Annotated in this window: 17 protein-coding genes and 2 rRNA genes (1 of these 19 running past the window's edge); 5 read left to right on the top strand and 14 right to left on the bottom strand. The window is 68.0% G+C overall.

Annotation, left to right across the window (positions count from 1 at the left end; genetic code table 11):
- The first annotated feature begins 33 nt into the window (after window positions 1–33).
- Both argS and test1122_RS15145 read left to right on the top strand, forming a co-directional pair.
- Window positions 34–1,851 (top strand): arginine--tRNA ligase, encoded by a 1,818-nt coding sequence (argS, locus tag test1122_RS15150; protein WP_232269694.1) that lies wholly within the window; start codon window positions 34–36, stop codon window positions 1,849–1,851.
- 88 nt (window positions 1,852–1,939) lie between these two features.
- Entirely contained in the window at window positions 1,940–2,794 is an 855-nt protein-coding gene (locus tag test1122_RS15145) for a carboxylesterase family protein (protein WP_232269693.1), read from the top strand.
- Window positions 2,795–2,800: 6 nt separating this feature from the next.
- Here the strand turns inward: test1122_RS15145 and hemB are convergent, their stop codons facing one another.
- The 6 genes from hemB to test1122_RS15115 all read right to left on the bottom strand — a co-directional run bounded on the left by hemB (window position 2,801) and on the right by test1122_RS15115 (window position 9,189).
- On the bottom strand, window positions 2,801–3,796 hold the full coding sequence (gene hemB, locus test1122_RS15140; protein ID WP_232269692.1) for a porphobilinogen synthase: 996 nt from the start codon (window positions 3,794–3,796) through the stop codon (window positions 2,801–2,803).
- A complete protein-coding gene (locus tag test1122_RS15135) occupies window positions 3,793–5,490 on the bottom strand; it encodes a bifunctional uroporphyrinogen-III C-methyltransferase/uroporphyrinogen-III synthase (protein ID WP_422396989.1) in 1,698 nt (565 codons plus the stop codon). Before test1122_RS15135 ends, hemB begins: the two co-directional genes overlap by 4 nt.
- Window positions 5,487–6,509: a hydroxymethylbilane synthase gene (gene hemC / locus test1122_RS15130; RefSeq protein WP_232269691.1), complete on the bottom strand. Its 1,023-nt coding sequence runs from the start codon at window positions 6,507–6,509 to the stop codon at window positions 5,487–5,489. Before hemC ends, test1122_RS15135 begins: the two co-directional genes overlap by 4 nt.
- Entirely contained in the window at window positions 6,499–7,836 is a 1,338-nt protein-coding gene (locus test1122_RS15125) for a glutamyl-tRNA reductase (protein WP_232269690.1), read from the bottom strand. The genes hemC and test1122_RS15125 overlap by 11 nt, the downstream gene beginning before the upstream one ends.
- A complete protein-coding gene (locus test1122_RS15120; RefSeq protein ID WP_232269689.1) occupies window positions 7,833–8,651 on the bottom strand; it encodes a redox-sensing transcriptional repressor Rex in 819 nt (272 codons plus the stop codon). Before test1122_RS15120 ends, test1122_RS15125 begins: the two co-directional genes overlap by 4 nt.
- A 301-nt stretch (window positions 8,652–8,952) precedes the next feature.
- Entirely contained in the window at window positions 8,953–9,189 is a 237-nt protein-coding gene (locus tag test1122_RS15115) for a glutaredoxin family protein (RefSeq protein WP_232269688.1), read from the bottom strand.
- A 79-nt stretch (window positions 9,190–9,268) separates the two neighbouring features.
- Between test1122_RS15115 and test1122_RS15110 the strand changes: the two genes are divergently transcribed.
- From test1122_RS15110 to test1122_RS15100, 3 genes are all read left to right on the top strand, one after another.
- Entirely contained in the window at window positions 9,269–10,171 is a 903-nt protein-coding gene (locus test1122_RS15110; protein WP_232269687.1) for an HAD family hydrolase, read from the top strand.
- 344 nt (window positions 10,172–10,515) lie between these two features.
- A complete protein-coding gene (locus tag test1122_RS15105; protein ID WP_232269686.1) occupies window positions 10,516–11,316 on the top strand; it encodes an ECF subfamily RNA polymerase sigma factor, BldN family in 801 nt (266 codons plus the stop codon).
- A gap of 216 nt (window positions 11,317–11,532) precedes the next feature.
- Complete coding sequence (locus test1122_RS15100; protein ID WP_232269685.1) at window positions 11,533–12,780, top strand: DUF5667 domain-containing protein; 1,248 nt, start codon at window positions 11,533–11,535, stop codon at window positions 12,778–12,780.
- Between the two features lie 97 nt (window positions 12,781–12,877).
- Here the strand turns inward: test1122_RS15100 and test1122_RS15095 are convergent, their stop codons facing one another.
- From test1122_RS15095 to test1122_RS15060, 8 genes are all read right to left on the bottom strand, one after another.
- Window positions 12,878–13,939, bottom strand: a complete 1,062-nt coding sequence (locus test1122_RS15095; RefSeq protein ID WP_232269684.1) for a lysophospholipid acyltransferase family protein — start codon at window positions 13,937–13,939, stop codon at window positions 12,878–12,880.
- Window positions 13,932–14,966, bottom strand: a complete 1,035-nt coding sequence (locus tag test1122_RS15090) for an NAD-dependent epimerase/dehydratase family protein (protein ID WP_232269683.1) — start codon at window positions 14,964–14,966, stop codon at window positions 13,932–13,934. Before test1122_RS15090 ends, test1122_RS15095 begins: the two co-directional genes overlap by 8 nt.
- A 246-nt stretch (window positions 14,967–15,212) precedes the next feature.
- Window positions 15,213–15,311, bottom strand: a complete 99-nt coding sequence (locus tag test1122_RS15085) for a 30S ribosomal protein bS22 (protein WP_003948845.1) — start codon at window positions 15,309–15,311, stop codon at window positions 15,213–15,215.
- 122 nt (window positions 15,312–15,433) lie between these two features.
- On the bottom strand, window positions 15,434–15,643 hold the full coding sequence (locus tag test1122_RS15080; protein WP_232269682.1) for a helix-turn-helix domain-containing protein: 210 nt from the start codon (window positions 15,641–15,643) through the stop codon (window positions 15,434–15,436).
- Between the two features lie 128 nt (window positions 15,644–15,771).
- On the bottom strand, window positions 15,772–16,587 hold the full coding sequence (locus test1122_RS15075) for a phosphatase (RefSeq protein WP_232271917.1): 816 nt from the start codon (window positions 16,585–16,587) through the stop codon (window positions 15,772–15,774).
- A gap of 74 nt (window positions 16,588–16,661) precedes the next feature.
- Complete coding sequence (locus test1122_RS15070; protein WP_232269681.1) at window positions 16,662–17,834, bottom strand: acetoin utilization protein AcuC; 1,173 nt, start codon at window positions 17,832–17,834, stop codon at window positions 16,662–16,664.
- A 74-nt stretch (window positions 17,835–17,908) separates the two neighbouring features.
- Window positions 17,909–18,025, bottom strand: a 5S ribosomal RNA gene (gene rrf, locus test1122_RS15065).
- 81 nt (window positions 18,026–18,106) lie between these two features.
- A 23S ribosomal RNA gene (locus tag test1122_RS15060) occupies window positions 18,107–19,261 on the bottom strand; it runs 1,971 nt beyond the window's last position.

Raw genomic sequence — 19,261 nt, 5'->3', positions numbered from 1 at the left:
CTGGAAACCCATCGACAGGAGAGCTACCCACCCATGGCTTCGGTCCCTTCCCTCGCCGCTACGGTCAATCAGCGTGTCTCGGACGCCCTCTCGGCTGCGCTGCCGGAGGCCGCCGCCGTGGACCCGCTGCTGCGACGAAGCGACCGGGCGGACTTCCAGGCCAATGGGATGCTGGCGCTCGCCAAGAAGCTGAAGGGCAACCCGCGCGAGCTGGCCGCCCAGGTCGTGGCCCAGCTCCCGGCCGGTGAGGTGATCAAGGATATCGAGGTCTCCGGTCCCGGCTTCCTCAACATCACCGTCACCGATGAGGCGATCCTGAGCACTCTCGCCGCCCGCGCCGCGGACGACCGGCTCGGAGTCCCGTACGCCGAGGAGCCCGGCAGGACCGTCATCGACTACTCCCAGCCGAACGTCGCCAAGGAGATGCACGTCGGTCATCTGCGCTCCACCGTGATCGGTGACGCCATCGTGCGGATTCTGGAGCACCGTGGTGAGACGGTCATCCGGCGCCATCACATCGGCGACTGGGGCACCCAGTTCGGCATGCTCATCCAGTATCTGATCGAGCACCCGCATGAGCTGGACCATGAGTCGGACACCGCCAACGGTGAGGGCGAAGCTGCGGTGCTCTATGGCGGCGCAGCCGCAGTGTCCTATGGCGGCGCAGCCGCCATGGCGCGACTCAACCGCCTCTACAAGGCCTCCCGGGCCGTCTTCGACTCCGATGAGGAGTTCAAGACCCGCGCCCGCAACCGGGTGGTGCGGCTCCAGGCCGGTGACCAGGAGACCCTGGACATCTGGCACAAGATCGTCGACGAGTCGAAGATCTACTTCCAGGCGGTCTACCACCAGCTCGATGTCGAGATCAGGGACGAGGACGTCGTCGGCGAGAGCGCCTATAACGACGACCTCCCGCAGGTCGTGAAGGAGCTGGAGGAGTCCGGTGTCGCGGTCCGCTCCGACGGCGCCCTGTGTGTCTTCTTCGATGATGTCAAGGGCCCCGACGGCAGCCCGACCCCGCTGATCGTGCAGAAGTCCAACGGCGGCTTCGGCTACGCCGCCACCGACCTCGCCGCGATCCGCGACCGGGTCAGCGCGCTGCACGCCGACACCCTGCTCTACGTGGTGGACGCCCGCCAGGCGCTGCACTTCAAGATGGTCTTCGAGACCGCCCGCCGCGCGGGCTGGCTGCCCGAAGGCCGCCCAGACGCTGCCAGGCAGCTGGCCTTCGGCACCGTGCTGGGCAAGGACGGCAAGCCGTTCAAGACCCGGGAGGGCGAGACGGTCCGGCTGGTCGACCTGCTCGACGAGGCGGTGGACCGGGCGGCCACGGTCGTACGGGAGAAGGCACAGGATCTGACCGAAGAGGAGATCGCGGAGCGCGCCGCCCAGGTCGGCATCGGCGCGGTGAAGTACGCGGACCTGTCCACGTCGATGTCCCGTGACTACATCTTCGACCTGGACCGGATGGTCTCCCTCAACGGCGACACCAGCGTCTACCTCCAGTACGCCTACGCCCGTATCCAGTCGATCATCCGCAAGGCCGGTGACCGTAAGCCGGTCGCACACCCGGAGCTTGAGCTGGCCCCGGCCGAGCGCGCGCTGGCCCTGCACTTGGATGAGTTCGCGGAGACCCTGGCGGGTGTCGCCGAGTCCTACGAGCCGCACAAGCTGGCCGCCTATCTCTACGGGCTGGCCTCGCACTACACGACCTTCTACGAGCACTGCCCGGTGCTGAAGGCCGATGGCGAGGCGGCTGTCGAGAACCGTCTCTTCCTCTGCGATCTCACGGCCCGCACCCTGCACCAGGGCATGGCGCTGCTGGGCATCCGCACCCCCGAGCGCCTGTAGAGCTTTCCCGGGTGGGGGTGCTGGCACCACCCCCACCCGGGGGTTAATTGGATTTCGCGGCGGCCCCCGACTCCGTAGCGTCAATGGCATGTTGACGACAGCGGCGAAGGTACGGAAAGCAGCACTCGGCACGATCGCCGCTGTCCTGATGGCCGCCACGCTGGTCGCCGCCGCCCGTACGACCGGTGGCGGCGACCCGGACCCCTCGGTCGTACGCAGCGACCAGGGGGCCATACGAGGCACGGTCACCGATGACGCCCGGATCTTCCAGGGCATCCCCTACGCCGCCCCGCCCACCGGGCCACTGCGCTGGAGGTCGCCGCAGCCCGCGGCCAACTGGAGCGGCGTACGGGACGGCACAGCGCCCGGCCCACCCTGCCCGCCGTCGTCCGGGGGTGACGAGGACTGCCTCTACCTCAATGTCAGCACCCCGCGGAATGTGTCGGTCGGCGCCAACAGGCCCATCACGGTGTGGCTGCGTGACACCAGTCCCCCTGCCGCCGAGGGCGGCACCATCCTCGTCACCGCCAACCACCGTCAAGGGCCGCTGGGTTACCTCGCCCATCCCTCGCTCAAGGACTCCGGCAACTTCGGCCTGGAAGACCAGCAGGCCGTGCTGCGCTGGGTGCAGCGCAACGCCAAGGCGTTCGGCGGCGACCCGTCCGATGTCACCCTCGTTGGCGAGTGCGCCCAACTCGCCGCACCCGGCTCCGGTTATCTGTTCCGCCGGGCGATCGTGCGGGGCGGTTCATGCGCGGACGAGGCGGCACACCGGACCCGTAAGGAGGCACTGCGGGACGGCACGGCCCTGGCGGAACGGCTGGGCTGCACGGGCCCTTCCGCCGCCGACTGCCTGCGCCGGATCTCCCCCGCCGCCCTGGCCAAGGCCGACGACACCCCCTACGGCCCGGTCTACGGCACCCCCCAGCTCCCCTCCCCGTGACGGGAGCTACCGCTCGCGCCCCAGCCAGCGCGCGGCCTCCGTCGCCCAGTACGTCAGCACCATGCTCGCGCCCGCCCGCTTGAAGCTGGTCAGCGTCTCCAGGACCGCCCGCTCCCGGTCGATCCAGCCCTTCTCCGCCGCGGCCTCAACCATCGCGTACTCACCGGAGATCTGATACACCCCGACCGGCACATCCACCCGCTCGGTGAAGTCACGGAGCACATCCAGATACGGCAGGCCGGGCTTGACCATCACCATGTCCGCGCCTTCGGCGAGGTCCAGCGCGAGCTCGCGCAGGGACTCCCGGGCGTTGGCCGGGTCCTGCTGATACGTCTTGCGGTCACCCTTCAGCGAGGAGCCCACGGCCTCCCGGAACGGCCCGTAGAAGGCTGAGGAGTATTTGGCCGTGTAGGCGAAGAGCGAGACATCCTGGTGCCCGGCCTCGTCCAGGGCCCGGCGTACGTACCCGATCTGGCCGTCCATCATGCCGCTGGGCCCCAGCACATGCGCGCCCGCGGCTGCCTGCACCCGCGCCATCTCCGCGTAGCGCTCCAGGGTGGCGTCGTTGTCGACCCGCCCCTGCTCGTCCAGCACACCGCAGTGACCGTGGTCCGTGTACTCGTCCAGGCACAGGTCGGACATGACGACCAGCTCATCACCGATCTCGGCACGCACATCCCGCAGGGCGACCTGCAGGATGCCGTCGGGGTCGGTGCCCTGGGAGCCGATGGCGTCCTTCCGCTCCGGTACGCCGAAGAGCATGATCCCGCCGACGCCCGCCTCGACCGCTTCAACGGCGGCCTTCCGCAGGCTGTCCCGGGTGTGCTGCACCACGCCCGGCATGGCGGAGACCGGCACCGGTTCGCTGACGCCCTCCCGGATGAAGACCGGGAGGATCAGATCAGCGGGGTGCGGCCGGTGCTCGGCGACCAGCCGCCGCATCGCCGCCGTAGTGCGCAGCCGCCTCGGCCGCGCTGCCGGGTAGCTGCCATAGGTGCTCAAGAACGTGCCCTCCTCCGGGTCGGCCGCTTCTCGCTCGGCCGCTTGACAGGTTCACCCGCCTCGATGGCCGCCACCCGGCGCTGGGCGCCGAACTCCGCAAGCGCCTCAGCAAGCTTGTGCACCGAGGGCTCCGGTGAGAGGACGTCGACACGCAGCCCATGCTCCTCCGCCGTCTTGGCGGTGGCCGGACCGATACAGGCGATGACCGTCACATTGTGCGGCTTGCCCGCGATCCCGACGAGATTGCGGACCGTACTCGAAGAGGTGAAAAGGACCGCGTCAAAGCCGCCACCCTTGATCATCTCGCGGGTCTGGGCGGGCGGCGGCGAGGCGCGCACGGTGCGGTACGCCGTGACGTCGTCGACCTCCCAGCCCAGCTCGATCAGGCCCGCCACCAGCGTCTCGGTGGCGATATCGGCGCGTGGCAGGAAGACCCGGTCAATGGGGTCGAACACCGGGTCATACGGCGGCCAGTCCTCCAGCAGCCCGGCCGCGGACTGCTCACCGCTGGGTACCAGATCGGGCTTCACCCCAAAGGTGACCAGCGCCTTGGCGGTCTGTTCCCCCACGGCCGCCACCTTGATCCCGGCGAAGGCACGGGCGTCGAGACCGTACTCCTCGAACTTCTCCCGGACGGCCTTCACCGCGTTGACGGAGGTGAAGGCGATCCACTCATAGCGGCCGGTGACCAGGCCCTTGACCGCGCGCTCCATCTGCTGCGGGGTGCGCGGGGGTTCAACGGCGATGGTCGGGACCTCGGAGGGGACAGCGCCGTACGACCGGAGCTGGTCGGAGAGCGAAGCGGCCTGCTCCTTGGTCCGCGGTACCAGAACGTTCCAGCCGAACAGCGGCTTGGACTCAAACCAGGCCAGCTGGTCGCGCTGGGCGGGCGCGCTGCGTTCACCGACCACGGCTATGACGGGCTGATCTCCCCAGCCCGCCGGGCCATTGGCCGTGGGCAGCACCTTGGCCTGCTTCAGCGTCTGCGCGATGGAGCCGAGCGTCGCGGTCCAGGTGCGCTGCCGCGTCGTCGTGCCCGCGATGGTCACGGTCAGCGGGGTGTCCGGCTTACGGCCCGCGGCGACCAGCTCACCGGCGGCGGCCACCACCGTATCCAGGGTGGTGGAGACAACGGCGGTGGCGTCGCTGGCGCCCAGCTCGGTCCAGCACCGGTCATCGGCGGTCCGCGCGTCGATGAAGCGGACATCGGTGCCGTGTGCGTCACGCAACGGCACCCCGGCGTAGGCGGGTACGCCTACCGCTGTGGCGATGCCGGGTACCACCTCGAAGGTGATGCCCTCGGCTGCGCACTCCAGCATCTCCTGGGCCGCGTCCGCGTCCAGTCCGGGGTCGCCCGTGACCGCACGTACCACCCGCTTGCCAGCGCGCGCGGCCGCCATGACAAGATCTGCTGCACCGGCAGCTGTGGCCGATGTCTCGTCAGCCGCGGTCTGCAGCGGTGCGTCCACACCTGCCCGGGCGTGGGTCCGTACCACGTCGTAGACCTGTGGGTCAGCGACCAGCACATCGGCCTGCGCCAGTGCCTCGACGGCGCGGAGGGTCAGCAGTCCCGGGTCCCCCGGCCCGGCACCGAGGAAGGTGACGTGTCCGTGTGCGCCATACAAGCGCTGTGGTCGTGGCGTTGCCGACTGGGTCTTCGGCGTCGCCGGGTTCTGGGCGGTGGTGGGGCTCAAAGTGCTCGCTCCCCCATCAGACCGGCCGCACCCTTGGCGAGCATCGCGTCGGCGAGTTCACGGCCCATTCGCTGGGACTGTGCCGTGGCTTCTTCGGCGGACGCCGGTACGGAACCGGTGGTGGACAGCTGCACCAGCGTTGAGCCGTCGGTCGTGCCGACGACGCCGCGCAGGCGCATTTCGGTGACAACCTGCCCGTCGACATGGAGGTCCCCCCAGTCTCGAGCGGAGCCGAGAACTGGGGGAAGGTCGGCCAGCGCACCCACGGGTGCGCTGCAGCCGGCCTCCAAGGCGGCGAGCAGGGTTCGCTCGGCGGTCACAGCGGCCCGCGTGAACGGGTCGTCGAGCTCGGCGAGCTGGGCGGTCAGGTGCGCGTTGGACGCCGCGCACTCGACTGCCAGTGCCCCCTGGCCGGGAGCGGGCAGGACTGAGTCGGGGTCAAGAAGCTCGGTGGCTTCGTCGAGCCGGCCGATACGGGTGAGTCCGGCGGCGGCGAGCACGACCGCGTCAAGCTCACCGGAACGCACGAACCCGATTCGGGTGTCGACATTCCCCCGGATCGGAACTGTTTCGATGTCCCGGCCGATCGCGCGTGCCCACGCGTTGAGCTGTGCCATCCGGCGCGGCGAACCGGTGCCGATCCGCGCGACCCGCTCCGGGTCCGCGGTCAGCTGCTCAAAGGTCAGCCCGTCCCGGGCGACCAGCGCGTCACGCGGGTCGGCGCGCGGCGGGATGGCGGCCAGCGCGAGTTCTTCGGGCTGGGTGGTGGGCAGATCCTTGAGCGAGTGCACGGCGAAGTCGACCTCACCGCTGAGCAGGGCCTCGCGCAGCGCGGTGACAAACACGCCCGCACCGCCGATCTGGGCCAGGGGCTCTCTGGACACATCACCATATGTGGTGATCTCGACCAGCTCCACGGGACGCCCGGTGAGCTGCTTCACCTGCTCGGCGATCTGCCCGGACTGGGCCATGGCGAGCTTACTGCGGCGGGTGCCCAGCTTCAGGGCTTCAGTGCTCATTGCCGCTCCTGTTGTTCGGCTTGCTGACTGCGGCGACCGTCTGGGGGTCGATGTCGAAGAGTTCCCGCAGCGCGTCGGCGTATCCGGCGCCCCCGGGCTCCCCGGCGAGCTCCTTCACACGCACGGTTGGTGCATGCAGCAACTTGTCGACGACACGGCGCACGGACTGGATGATCTCCGCCCGCTGCTTGTCATCGAGCTCGGGCAGCCGGCCGTCGAGCCGGGCCATCTCACTGGCCACCACATCGGCGGCCATGGTGCGCAGCGCCACCACGGTCGGGGTGATCGTCGCGGCCCGCTGGGCGGCGCCGAAGGCGGCTACCTCATCACCCACTATGCCGCGTACCGCGTCCACATCGGCGGCCATCGGCGCGTCCGCGGCGGCCTCCGCGAGCGATTCGATGTCGACGAGCCGGGCGCCCTCGACCCGGTGCGCTGCGGCGTCGATATCCCGCGGCATGGCCAGGTCCAGCAGCGCCAACGGCGCCATGCCCGCCGTACCGGCCGCGCGGCGCTCGGCGACGGCGCGCTCGAGCGCTCCGACCGTCAGCACCAGCCCGGTCGCTCCGGTGCAGGAGACGACGATGTCCGCGCGCGGCAGCTCCTCGGCCACCGCGTCGATCGGCACGGCACTGGCCTGCGCGGTGGCGGCCAGCCGCTCAGCGCGCTCCAACGTCCTGTTGGCGATCACCAGTTCGGTCACACCGACACGCGAAAGCGTCGTAGCCGCGAGCGAGGACATCGAGCCCGCGCCGATCACCAGCGCGCGCTTGCCCCTCACCCACTTGTCCACCTCGACCCCACCGGCGAGCTGTTCCAGACCGAAAGTGACCAGCGACTGACCGGCCTTGTCGATGCCGGTCTCGGTGTGTGCCCGCTTGCCGACGCGCAGCGCCTGCTGGAAGAGGTCGTTGAGGAGCTTCCCGGCACTGTGCTGCGCCTGGGCGACGGCGAGCGCTTCCTTGATCTGGCCGAGGATCTGCCCCTCGCCGACGACCATCGAGTCCAGCCCGCAGGCCACCGAGAAGAGGTGGTGTACGGCCCGGTCCTCGTAGTGGACGTAGAGATAAGGAGTGAGCTCTTCCAGGCCGACACCACTGTGCTGGGCCAGCAGCGTGGACAGCTCGGCGACCCCGGCGTGGAACTTGTCCACGTCGGCGTAGAGCTCGATCCGGTTGCAGGTCGACAGCACCGCCGCCTCCGTAGCGGGCTCGGCGCCGACCACGTCCTGCAGCAGCCCGCCACGCAGCTCAGGGGCGAGGGCGGCACGTTCCAGCACGCTCACCGGCGCGCTGCGATGGCTCAGTCCGACGACAAGAAGACTCATGCGGGCATCACGGCGGGGACATCCCCGTCAGGTCCCGACTCGTGCCCGGCACGACTGGCGGCGCTGCCGGAGGTGGGTGCGGTGGCGGCGCGCTTGGTGACGGAGGCGGCGGGCGGCGCCGCGGGCGGCGCGGTGTCCTGCTCGGGCACCTCCTCACCGGCCTTGCGCTGCTCATGGAAGGCGAGGATCTGTAGCTCTATCGACAGATCGACCTTGCGGACGTCCACCCCGTCCGGCACGGACAGCACGGTGGGCGCGAAGTTGAGGATGGAGGTGATCCCGGCGGCCACCAGCCGGTCACAGACCTGCTGCGCGGCACCCGCGGGCGTGGCGATCACACCAATCGAGACGCCGTTCTCATCGATGATCTTCTCGAGCCCATCGGTGTGCTGCACCTCAATGCCCGCGACGGGCTTCCCCGCGATCGCCGGGTCGGCGTCGATCAGCGCGGCGACCCGGAAGCCCCGGGACGCGAAGCCGCCGTAGTTGGCCAGCGCGGCGCCGAGGTTACCGATACCGACGATGACAACCGGCCAGTCCTGGGTCAGCCCCAGCTCCCGGGAGATCTGGTAAACGAGGTATTCCACGTCATAGCCGACCCCGCGTGTCCCGTAGGAGCCAAGGTAGGAAAAATCCTTACGCAGCTTCGCCGAGTTCACCCCGGCGGCGGCCGCCAGCTCCTCCGAGGAGACCGTGGGCACCGAGCGCTCGGAGAGCGCGGTCAACGCCCGCAGATACAGCGGAAGCCGGGCGACGGTAGCCTCGGGAATCCCTCGGCTGCGGGTCGCCGGTCGGTGGGTTCGGCCAGTTGCCACGGTGCTCCTGCCGTTTACGCGAAGCGGTGAGCGGCCATGTGCGCCGCACGCGCCTGAACCGCTCCGTCGGGCACAGGCTATGCCTTTGTGAACGCGTGCACAAAGATACTGTCCGCTTTGTCCCCCCGAAGTGACCGGCGCCACACGCACACCCGCCCGTTGTTGTGGGCACTCGCAGCCCCGCGAGGGGCTGTGGGTGGGCACAACACCCGGCCACCGGCCCGCACCGGACCAACCCCGGGGCCCCGGGGCGAAAGCCCCGGTTTCCGGGAAGGGGCGGGATCGGGGAAACCCCCGCCGGCTACGCCCGGAGCGCACGGCGCAACCGCCCCCGATCCACCCGCCAGAAGTCATGCTGCGCCCCATCAACCAGCACCACCGGAATCTGCTCCCAGTACTTGCGATGCAGCTCAGCGTCCTGATTGATGTCCTTCTCCTCCCAGGCCGCACCCACCTCCGCGCACACTTCCCTGATGACTTCGCGAGCGTCGTCGCAGAGGTGACAGCCAGGCTTTCCGATGAGGGTCACAGTCTTCATGCGGCCATTGTCCCGCCCGTTCCACCCCGGACATCCGCACGTAACCGGACCACTAGAACAAAGTGGCTATGCTCGCCGTATGGGCGGACTGGCATGGCTCACCCCTCGTAAGCGCTCCGCGACCGCGCGGAGCGTTCTCGCTGGCGAGGCCGCCGCCGAGGCGGCTCGCAAAACCGAACACGAACACGAGTCCGAATTCCCGACCCCCGGTGACACCCGCGCCGCAGCCTTCTTCGACCTGGACAACACCGTGATGCAGGGCGCGGCGCTCTTCCACTTCGGCCGGGGTCTGTACAAGCGCAGGTTCTTCCGCACCCGCGATCTCACCCGCTTCGCCTGGCAGCAGGCCTGCTTCCGTATCGCCGGGTCCGAGAACCCGGAGCACATGGAGGATGTCCGCAGCAGCGCCCTGTCCATCGTCAAGGGCCACCGTGTCGCCGAGCTGATGCGCATCGGCGAGGAGATCTACGACGAGTACATGGCCGACCGGATCTGGCCGGGCACCCGCGCCCTGGCCCAGGCCCATCTGGACGCGGGCCAGAAGGTGTGGCTGGTCACCGCGGCCCCGGTGGAGACGGCGACGATCATCGCCCGGCGGCTCGGCCTGACCGGCGCGCTGGGCACCGTGGCCGAGTCGGTGGACGGCGTCTATACGGGGCGGCTCGTCGGCGAGCCCCTGCACGGCCCCGCGAAGGCGGAGGCCGTACGCGCCCTGGCCGCCGCGGAGGATCTGGACCTCGACCGCTGCGCCGCGTACAGCGACTCGGCCAACGACATCCCGATGCTCTCGCTCGTCGGCTATCCATATGCGATCAATCCTGATAACCGGCTACGCGTACACGCTCGCGAAAACGGCTGGCGACTACGTGACTACCGGACCGGCCGGAAGGCGGCCAGAGTCGGCATACCGGCGGCCGCCGGAGTAGGCGCCGTAGCGGGCGGCACGGTGGCCCTCGTAGCCCTGCAACGCCGTCGCCGCTAGGCCTCCGGCACCCGCACCCGCTGTCCGGCGAGCCCGCCAGCGGGCCATCGTGCGTTCTTACCCCCTCCCGCGCCCCGGCAGTCCCCCTATATCAGCTCAACCACAACTCGCCCGGGAATCGACCGAACCGCACGCTCAACCGATCAATAAGCGGCACTTGTTCGATATGTGATCGACCACCAATACGTAAGAGAGCGAACTGAATCGACGATTTTGGCAACTAGGCGTAGCACGGCCTGTACGAAGCGTTATTCTCCTCAGACGCAATCCGGTACCTATACGCCCCACCACCGGGCGTTCGGTCCCGAACTGCACGTGATGAAAGCTCTGCCTCTGGGAGTCCCGTGTACCCACACGTCGGGGTTGACGCCTCGGGCCTGGCTACGCTGCGCACGACGGTCGTCGACCAATTGCGCGCACTCGTCTCCGTCCCCACCGCGTACGCCATCCCGGCTTTCGCCGCGCCCGTCCCCGTAGGCCCTGCCTACGCCCTGGCCGACGGAGCCACCAGCACAGCGGCAGCGACCGCCGTGGGCAGACGCAGCCGCGCCGGAGCCGCCGGCACCTCCACGGCCCGCCGCCCCGCGACCGACAGCGACAGCCGCCGCATGATGGATCTGGTCGAACGCGCCCAGGACGGCGAGTCCGAAGCGTTCGGACAGCTCTACGACCAGTACTCCGACACCGTCTACCGCTACATCTACTACCGCGTCGGCGGCCGTGCCACGGCCGAGGACCTCACCAGCGAGACCTTCCTGCGCGCCCTGCGCCGCATCGGCACCTTCACCTGGCAGGGCCGCGACTTCGGCGCCTGGCTGGTCACCATCGCCCGTAACCTCGTCGCCGACCACTTCAAGTCGAGCCGCTTCCGGCTGGAGGTGACCACCGGTGAAATGCTCGACGCCAACGAGGTCGAGCGCAGCCCCGAGGACTCGGTGCTGGAATCCCTCTCCAACGCCGCCCTGCTGGAGGCCGTCCGCAGGCTCAACCCGCAGCAGCAGGAGTGTGTGACGCTCCGCTTTCTGCAGGGCCTCTCGGTCGCGGAGACGGCACGCATCATGGGCAAGAACGAGGGGGCGATCAAAACCCTTCAGTATCGGGCCGTTCGTACGCTGGCCCGGCTCCTTCCGGACGACGCACGGTGACTCTTCGTGACCCTGGATGACCTCTCGGTCAACCTCCCGGTCACATCATCGCCACTCCGTAACCCGAGTGCGCTGCCGCTCGTTGTGGGGGTTGCAGACTCCCCGCGGCCTCGTTTTACCCGCCGGATCTTCACCCGAATGGGTGAGCCCGCAGAGGCCGTGCAACCTTCCGTATGAGCCGGGAGTCGACCGTGCTGACGAGAGGAGGTGCCGCCCGTGATCGGATCCGTATCGACGAATCGGCGGGCCAACGCCTTCGCCCAGGCCCTCGAGGAGCAAGACCCCGAGGGCGCAGGCAGCGGTGTCCGGACCGAGGGCGCCGTTCTGAACGGTTCGACCAGCCCGGCCAGCCCGGAGGGGCCACCGGGCGAGGCCGACCAGGCGATGATGCTCGCGCTGGCCAGAGAGCTGGACGCCCTGCCGAAGCCGGAGCTGGATCATGAGGTGAAGACCGTTCACCGGGCCCGGCTGATCGCCGCGATGGAGACACACCTCGCGGAGGGCGGCACGCTGGTACCCGAGCAGCGCACCCGCTCGCGCAAAGGAGCGCATCGGGCCGTCCCGCTGGGATCGCTGAGCAAGCTGCGCCCCAGATCGCGGCTGACCAAGGGCCTCGCAGCGGGCGGACTGACGGTGGGCGTCGCGGCGGGCGCCTTCAGCGGTGTCGCAGCGGCCAGTACGAACGCCCTGCCCGGCGACACGCTCTACGGGCTGAAGCGCGGCATGGAAGACCTCAAGCTCGACCTGGCCGGTGGTGACACCGATCGCGGCAGGGTGCACCTGGACCATGCCTCGACCCGGCTGCACGAAGCCCGACGCCTCATGGAGCGCGGCAGATCGGGTCCGCTGGACCACGAGGCGCTGGGCGATGTCCGCAGGGCGCTCAGCTCCATGCGGCACGACGCCTCAGAGGGGCACCGACTGCTGAGCCAGGCGTATGAGCGCGATGGCAAGATCGCTCCAATGCAGTCGCTGTCCTCCTTCGCCAAGACGCATCGCAGCGGCTGGGCCCAGCTGCGCCAGAAGCTTCCGGCGCAGCTGCAGGATGTCGGCGACGAGGTGAGCTCGGTCTTCGACGCCATAGACGATGAGGTCATCCCGATCCGGTCGCTGCTACCGCCCGAGCCGGACAGCAGGATGTCCGAGGGCAGGCCGGAGACCGGTGACCACACCGGCCAGGAGCCCGGCACCCAGCCGGGCACGCCTTCCTCGGAGGACCAGCCCTCCGACGGGCGCACGGCCGACAGCGAGCCGCCCAGCCCGTCGAACTCGAACCCCGAGGAGCGGGAAGACGGCCTCCTTGGTGGGTCGGGCCTGCTCGACCCACCCGCGCAGGAAAGCGAAACCGACTCCAGCGGCAGTGGCAAGGATTCCCTCCAGCCCCCGCCCCCGGACGTCACCATCCCGCCCCTCCTCCCCGGCGGCCTCCCCGGCCTGGGCCTGGAGGTAGACGACGACAAGTAGCACGACGCCGGACAGGCTCACATGAGCCTGTCCGGCGTTTGAGGACCGGGGGTCTGGGGGCAGCGCCCCCAGTTACGGGAAGGGGTGGGACAGGGGCCTAAAAGAACACCGACCGACGCTGCACCAGCAACTTGTACAGCGTGTGCTGAATCGTCTCCCGCACCTGATCCGTCAGATTGAACATCAGCATCGGATCATCCGCCGCCTCCGCCGGATAACCATCCGTAGGGATCGGCTCCCCGAACTGGATCGTCCACTTCGTCGGCAACGGCACCGCGCCAAGCGGCCCCAGCCAGGGGAACGTCGGCGTAATCGGGAAGTACGGAAGCCCAAGCAGCCGCGCCACCGTCTTGGCGTTGCCGAGCATCGGGTATATCTCCTCCGCCCCCACGATCGAGCACGGCACAATCGGCGCCCCCGCACGCAGCGCCGTGGAGACAAAGCCGCCCCGGCCGAAGCGCTGCAGCTTGTAGCGGTCCGAAAAGGGCTTCCCGATCCCCTTGAAGCCCTCGGGCATCACCCCGACGACCTCGCCGCGCTCCAGCAGCCGCCCGGCGTCCTCCGCGCAGGCGAGAGTGTGCCCGGCCTTACGGGCCAGCTCGTTGACGACCGGCAGCACAAAGACCAGATCGGCGGCGAGCAACCGCAGATGCCGGTCGGCCGGATGGTGGTCATGGACGGCGACCTGAAGCATCAGCCCGTCCCACGGCAGCGTCCCCGAGTGGTTGGCGACCACCAGCGCGCCGCCATCCGCCGGGATGTTCTCAACCCCCCGCACCTCAACCCGGAAGTATTTCTCGTACATCGGCCGCAGCAGCGACATCAGCACCTGGTCGGTCAGCTCCGCGTCATAGCCGAAGTCGTCGACCTCGTACTCCCCGGTGACCCGCCGCCGTAGAAAAGACAGCCCCTGGGCCGCCTTACGGTCCCAGCCACCGCCCAGCAGCCGGTCCAGCAGCCGGGACTCCGCAAGCGGCCCCGAAGGCGGCTCCGGGGCCGCCTCCGCCTGCTGTGCGGGTGACTGCCCGGTTACGGGCACGGAGGCCAGCGACGGCGCCGCGTCGCCCTTACGCCGCCCGCTGCGCCGACCCCGCCCCGCCGTATTGCCCGTACCTCGCGAACGGTCGTCGTCGAAGGGAATGACCTTGGCGTCAGCCATTGCGGACGGCCTCCTGTATCCGGTCGACGGCATGGGCGAGGGTCTCCGGCGGCAGCAGCCCGGGTCCATGGGTCCGCGCGAAGTCGGCGAAGGTATCGGCCGTTGTATGCCTGGGTTCGAAACCGAGGGCCTCACGCATCTGCGTGGTGAGCACGACCCGGCCATGGGTGAGCAGCCGGATCTGTTCCGGCGAGAAGTCCGTGACGCCGACCGCACGCAGCGCCGTACGGGCCCAGCTGATCGCCGGGAGCAGCAGCGGCAGCGTGGGCCGCCCGAGCCGCCGCGCGCACTGCGACAGCAGCAGTACGCCGTCGCCCGCGATATTGAACGTCCCGGCGTTCAGCGAGCCGCGCCGCGGCTCTCCGGCCGCCAGCGACAGCACGTCGATCGCATCGTCTTCATGTACGAACTGCAGCCGCGGGTCATAGCCGAATACGGTCGGCAGCACCGGCAATCTGAAGTACTCGGCGAATGAGGAGTCCGCACACGGCCCCAGGATGTTCGCGAAACGCAGCACGGTGACCGCCACATCGGGACGGCGCCGGGCGAAGCCGCGCACATACCCCTCGACCTCGACGGTGTCCTTGGCGAAGCCACCGCTGGGCAGCGCCTTGGGTGCGGTCGACTCAACGAAGACAGCGGGGTCGCGGGGCGCGGAGCCGTAGACATTCGTACTGGACTTCACCACCAGGCGCCGCACGGAAGGCGCCTTCTGGCAGGCTCCCAGGAGCTGCATGGTGCCGATGACGTTGGTCTCCTTGACCGACGCCCGGCCGCTGCGCGGGGTCAGCGGGGTGCCGTTCACATCCATGTGGACGACCGTGTCGACAGCGTGCTCAGCGAGCAGCTTGCCGATCGCGGGCTGCCGGATGTCGGCCCGGACGAACTGCGCGCCGCCGAGATGGTGCGCTGGCGCCAGGGCATCCACGGCGATCACCCGGTCCACATCGGGTTCGCGTTGAATACGCCGCACCAGGCGACCGCCCAGCTGCCGGGCGACTCCAGTGATGAGTACGACCCTGCCCAAAACCCCTCCCTCACCGCTGCGTCCACGCCCGTGGCCACCGTATCGGGTGGATATTGCGCTGTCGTGACCTCTGGATGCCCAAAGTGACGCGATCCATACGGTCCGCTACGCCCGCATGTCGGCACACCCATGTCCGCACACCGCATGTCCGCACACCGCAGCCCTCCCACCGACGATGCGGTGGGAGGGCTGCGGAAGATCGGTCTTAAGACCTGCGTGCTGCGCGCTCGCTTTGCTGCTTACTGCTTACTTCTTGTTGCGGCGCTGCACACGCGTGCGCTTGAGCAGCTTGCGGTGCTTCTTCTTCGCCATCCGCTTGCGCCGCTTCTTGATAACAGAGCCCACGACTACCCTCGCTCACTTCGATTCACTCGGTGCGGGGCGTCCGAGCCCACACTACCTACGTCGGCCCAGCCTACCCGCCGCCGAGTGATGGTCGTAATCCGAGGGCAGTCACGGATCGCCTGTCAGGCGCTTTCCACCCCCACATAGGACTCTCGGAGGTATTCGTGAACAGCTTGCTCAGGGACCCGGAAGGACCTGCCCACCCGGATCGCCGGCAGATGACCACTGTGCACCAACCGGTACACGGTCATCTTGGATACACGCATCACCGTGGCGACTTCCGCCACGGTCAGGAACACAACCTCGTTCAGAGGCCTTGCCTCAGCAGCCATATCACACCTGAACCTTCCGCACATGTCGGGCACCGGCTTCCCCTCCGGTGACTCCTGCTCGCATGTGCGCTCCTCCCCAGATTAGGGGCGGGTGATGCAAGTGGGGAAGAGGAGTAGCGATCGGCCTCCTACTGGGACAGACACGCCCGATTGAGTACATAGCGCGTGAGTGGGCGGTAGTGCTCGGACCGCACAGCGTCATCAAGTGGAACGGCCACGGACACCCGTCCCTCGGCCTGACCGACGAACACCGCGGGGTCGTCCGTATCGGCCGGTCCCATAGCCTCAATGCCTAGCTGACCTGCACCGCAAACCCAACCATGGTCCCCAATCACGAGCCCTGGCAGCGGACTTCCGGTGGCCGTCGCGGCGGCGAGCGCGATCCGAAGCGGCAGCGGAGAATGGCTGTGTGCGCCCGGCGCACCGGAACCGGGCCGCACTCCCGCCGCGTGGATCAATGCGACTCCCCGCACGTAGCAAAGGTTGTACGGGCGTACGCCAAACCGGGTCGTTATGTCGATACATCTCCCCTTCGCTGGGGTGAGAACAGAACACCCCGCCGCCGACAGGGCATAGGCCAAATCGGCGTAGAACCCAAGGAGCCGGTCAGGATGCCCGGTACCCAGCAACACAGGCGTACGCCGCAGCGCAGCCAGCGCGAGCCGTTCGGCGAAGGCATCGAGAGCCGCAATGGTCTGGTCGGGATCGATCGTATCCTGACCGGAAACCGTCGCCGGGTCGGCTGATACCCCGCACTCCTTCGCCATCAACGTCAGCAGCTGCGGTACGGTCCAGTCCCGTTCGGGCTCCAGCCCGAGCAGCGTCCTTGGGTCGCGGGCCGCGAAGAGCCGGTAGCGGCGCAGGCTCTTCTCCCGCGTGGTCGCGATCGTTCCCGCGAGCCTGGCCGCCAGCAGATGCGCCCGAAGGGCGTCCACACTCAACACGGCCGCCATGCTTACGCGTCCAGCCCGTCATACGGGCCGGAAACCCCGCACCATCACCCTTCGCACACACGTACCTAGGGCAGCAGGCCATGCCCCGGGAAAACCGCCCGCCGAGTAGCGAGCACGGCCTGGTCCACCGGGTCCGCCGGGTCGTATCCCGACTCGTGCCAGTCCCGCCACTGCGGATCGGCCCCATCCGTCATCCGCAGTGGCGCCGTCTGCCGCGTCATCAGGTACGCCTCTTGCCGCCACTCTTCCGGCACCTCGGTCTCCGGCGGAATCGGCGCTCCGGCCGCGATCCCCACCAGATGCGCCCAGCTGCGCGGCACCACATCCACCACCGCGTAGCCCCCGCCTCCCAGCGCGACCCACCGCCCATCGGCATACTCGTGCGCCCACTCATGCAGGGCCACCGAGGCCGCCCGCTGCGCGTCCACCGTCACCGCCAGATGTGCGAGCGGGTCTTCGATATGTGTATCGGCACCATGCTGGCTCACCAGCACACTGGGCCGGAAAGCACTCAACAGCTCCGGCACCACCGCATGCACCGCACGCAGCCAGCCGTCATCCGTCGTCCCCGGCGGCAACGCGACATTGACCGCGGTGCCCTCAGCGCCCTGTCCCCCGGCCTCCTCGGGCCAGCCGGTGCCGGGAAAGAGAAGGCGAGGGTGCTCATGCACGGAGATGGTCAGCACCCGCGGATCACCCCAGAACGCCGCCTGCACCCCATCACCATGGTGCACATCCACATCCACGTAGGCGACGCGCTCGGCGCCCAGCTCCAGCAGTCGCGCGATGGCGAGGGCGGCGTCGTTGTAGACACAGAAGCCCGCCGCCGCCCCTGCCATGGCGTGATGCAGTCCGCCCGCGAAGTTCACGGCATGCGGCACTTCTCCGCGCCACACCGCCTCGGCCGCCCCGACGGACTGACCGGCGATCAGCGCGGACGCCTCATGCATTCCGGCGAACGCCGGATCGTCCTCGGTCCCCAGACCGTAGGAACCATCCGCGCTCTTCGGCGCCGCCGATACCCGTCGTACAGCCTCGATGTAGTCGGCACGGTGCACCAGCCGCAGCGTGGAGTCTCCGGCGGTATTGGCCGCCACCACATCGGCCTTCCGGTCAAGTCCGAAAGCCTCGACAAGCCGCATGGTCAGGGCAAGCCGGACCGGATCCATCGGATGCCCGGGACCGAAGTCATAGCCGGTGACCGCCTCGTCCCACATCACCTGTGCGCCGCCGCTCATCCCGACACCGTATCTGGCGACGGCAACGCAGAGAAGCCCCGTTGGTTTCCCAACGGGGCTTCTCATCAATGATTGTTCGGCGGCGTCCTACTCTCCCACACGGTCCCCCATGCAGTACCATCGGCGCTGAAAGGCTTAGCTTCCGGGTTCGAAATGTAACCGGGCGTTTCCCCTTCGCCAAGGCCACCGAAACACTATGAAGTTCACAACCAAAAAAACCGGTTCTGGTTCTGGTCGTTACCTCAGAACCTACACAGTGGACGCGAGCAACTGCGGACAAGCCCTCGGCCTATTAGTACCAGTCAACTCCAACCGTTACCGGTCTTCCATATCTGGCCTATCAACCCAGTCGTCTACTGGGAGCCTTAACCCCTCATGGGGGAGGGAGTCCTCATCTCGAAGCAGGCTTCCCGCTTAGATGCTTTCAGCGGTTATCCTTTCCGAACGTAGCCAACCAGCCATGCCCTTGGCAGAACAACTGGCACACCAGAGGTCCGTCCGTCCCGGTCCTCTCGTACTAGGGACAGCCCTTCTCAAGACTCCTACGCGCACAGCGGATAGGGACCGAACTGTCTCACGACGTTCTAAACCCAGCTCGCGTACCGCTTTAATGGGCGAACAGCCCAACCCTTGGGACCGACTCCAGCCCCAGGATGCGACGAGCCGACATCGAGGTGCCAAACCATCCCGTCGATATGGACTCTTGGGGAAGATCAGCCTGTTATCCCCGGGGTACCTTTTATCCGTTGAGCGACGGCGCTTCCACAAGCCACCGCCGGATCACTAGTCCCGACTTTCGTCCCTGCTCGACCCGTCAGTCTCACAGTCAAGCTCCCTTGTGCACTTACACTCAACACCTGATTACCAACCAGGCTGAGGGAACCTTTGGGCGCCTCCGTTACCCTTTAGGAGGCAACCGCCCCAGTTAAACTACCCACCAGACACTGTCCCTGATCCGGATCACGGACCCAGGTTAGACATCCAGCACGACCAGAGTGGTATTTCAACAACGACTCCACCCATACTGGCGTACGGGCTTCACAGTCTCCCACCTATCCTACACAAGCCGAACCGAACACCAATATCAAGCTATAGTAAAGGTCCCGGGGTCTTTCCGTCCTGCTGCGCGAAACGAGCATCTTTACTCGTAATGCAATTTCACCGGGCCTATGGTTGAGACAGTCAAGAAGTCGTTACGCCATTCGTGCAGGTCGGAACTTACCCGACAAGGAATTTCGCTACCTTAGGATGGTTATAGTTACCACCGCCGTTTACTGGCGCTTAAGTTCTCAGCCTCGCCCTGCCAAAGCAGAACTAACCGGTCCCCTTAACGTTCCAGCACCGGGCAGGCGTCAGTCCGTATACATCGCCTTACAGCTTCGCACGGACCTGTGTTTTTAGTAAACAGTCGCTTCTCGCTGGTCTCT

The sequence above is a fragment of the Streptomyces gobiensis genome (assembly GCF_021216675.1).
In the GTDB taxonomy this organism is placed as follows: Bacteria; Actinomycetota; Actinomycetes; order Streptomycetales; family Streptomycetaceae; genus Streptomyces; species Streptomyces gobiensis.
The sequence above is the reverse complement of the archived record's forward strand: the minus strand, read 5'-3'. Positions and strand labels throughout refer to the sequence as shown.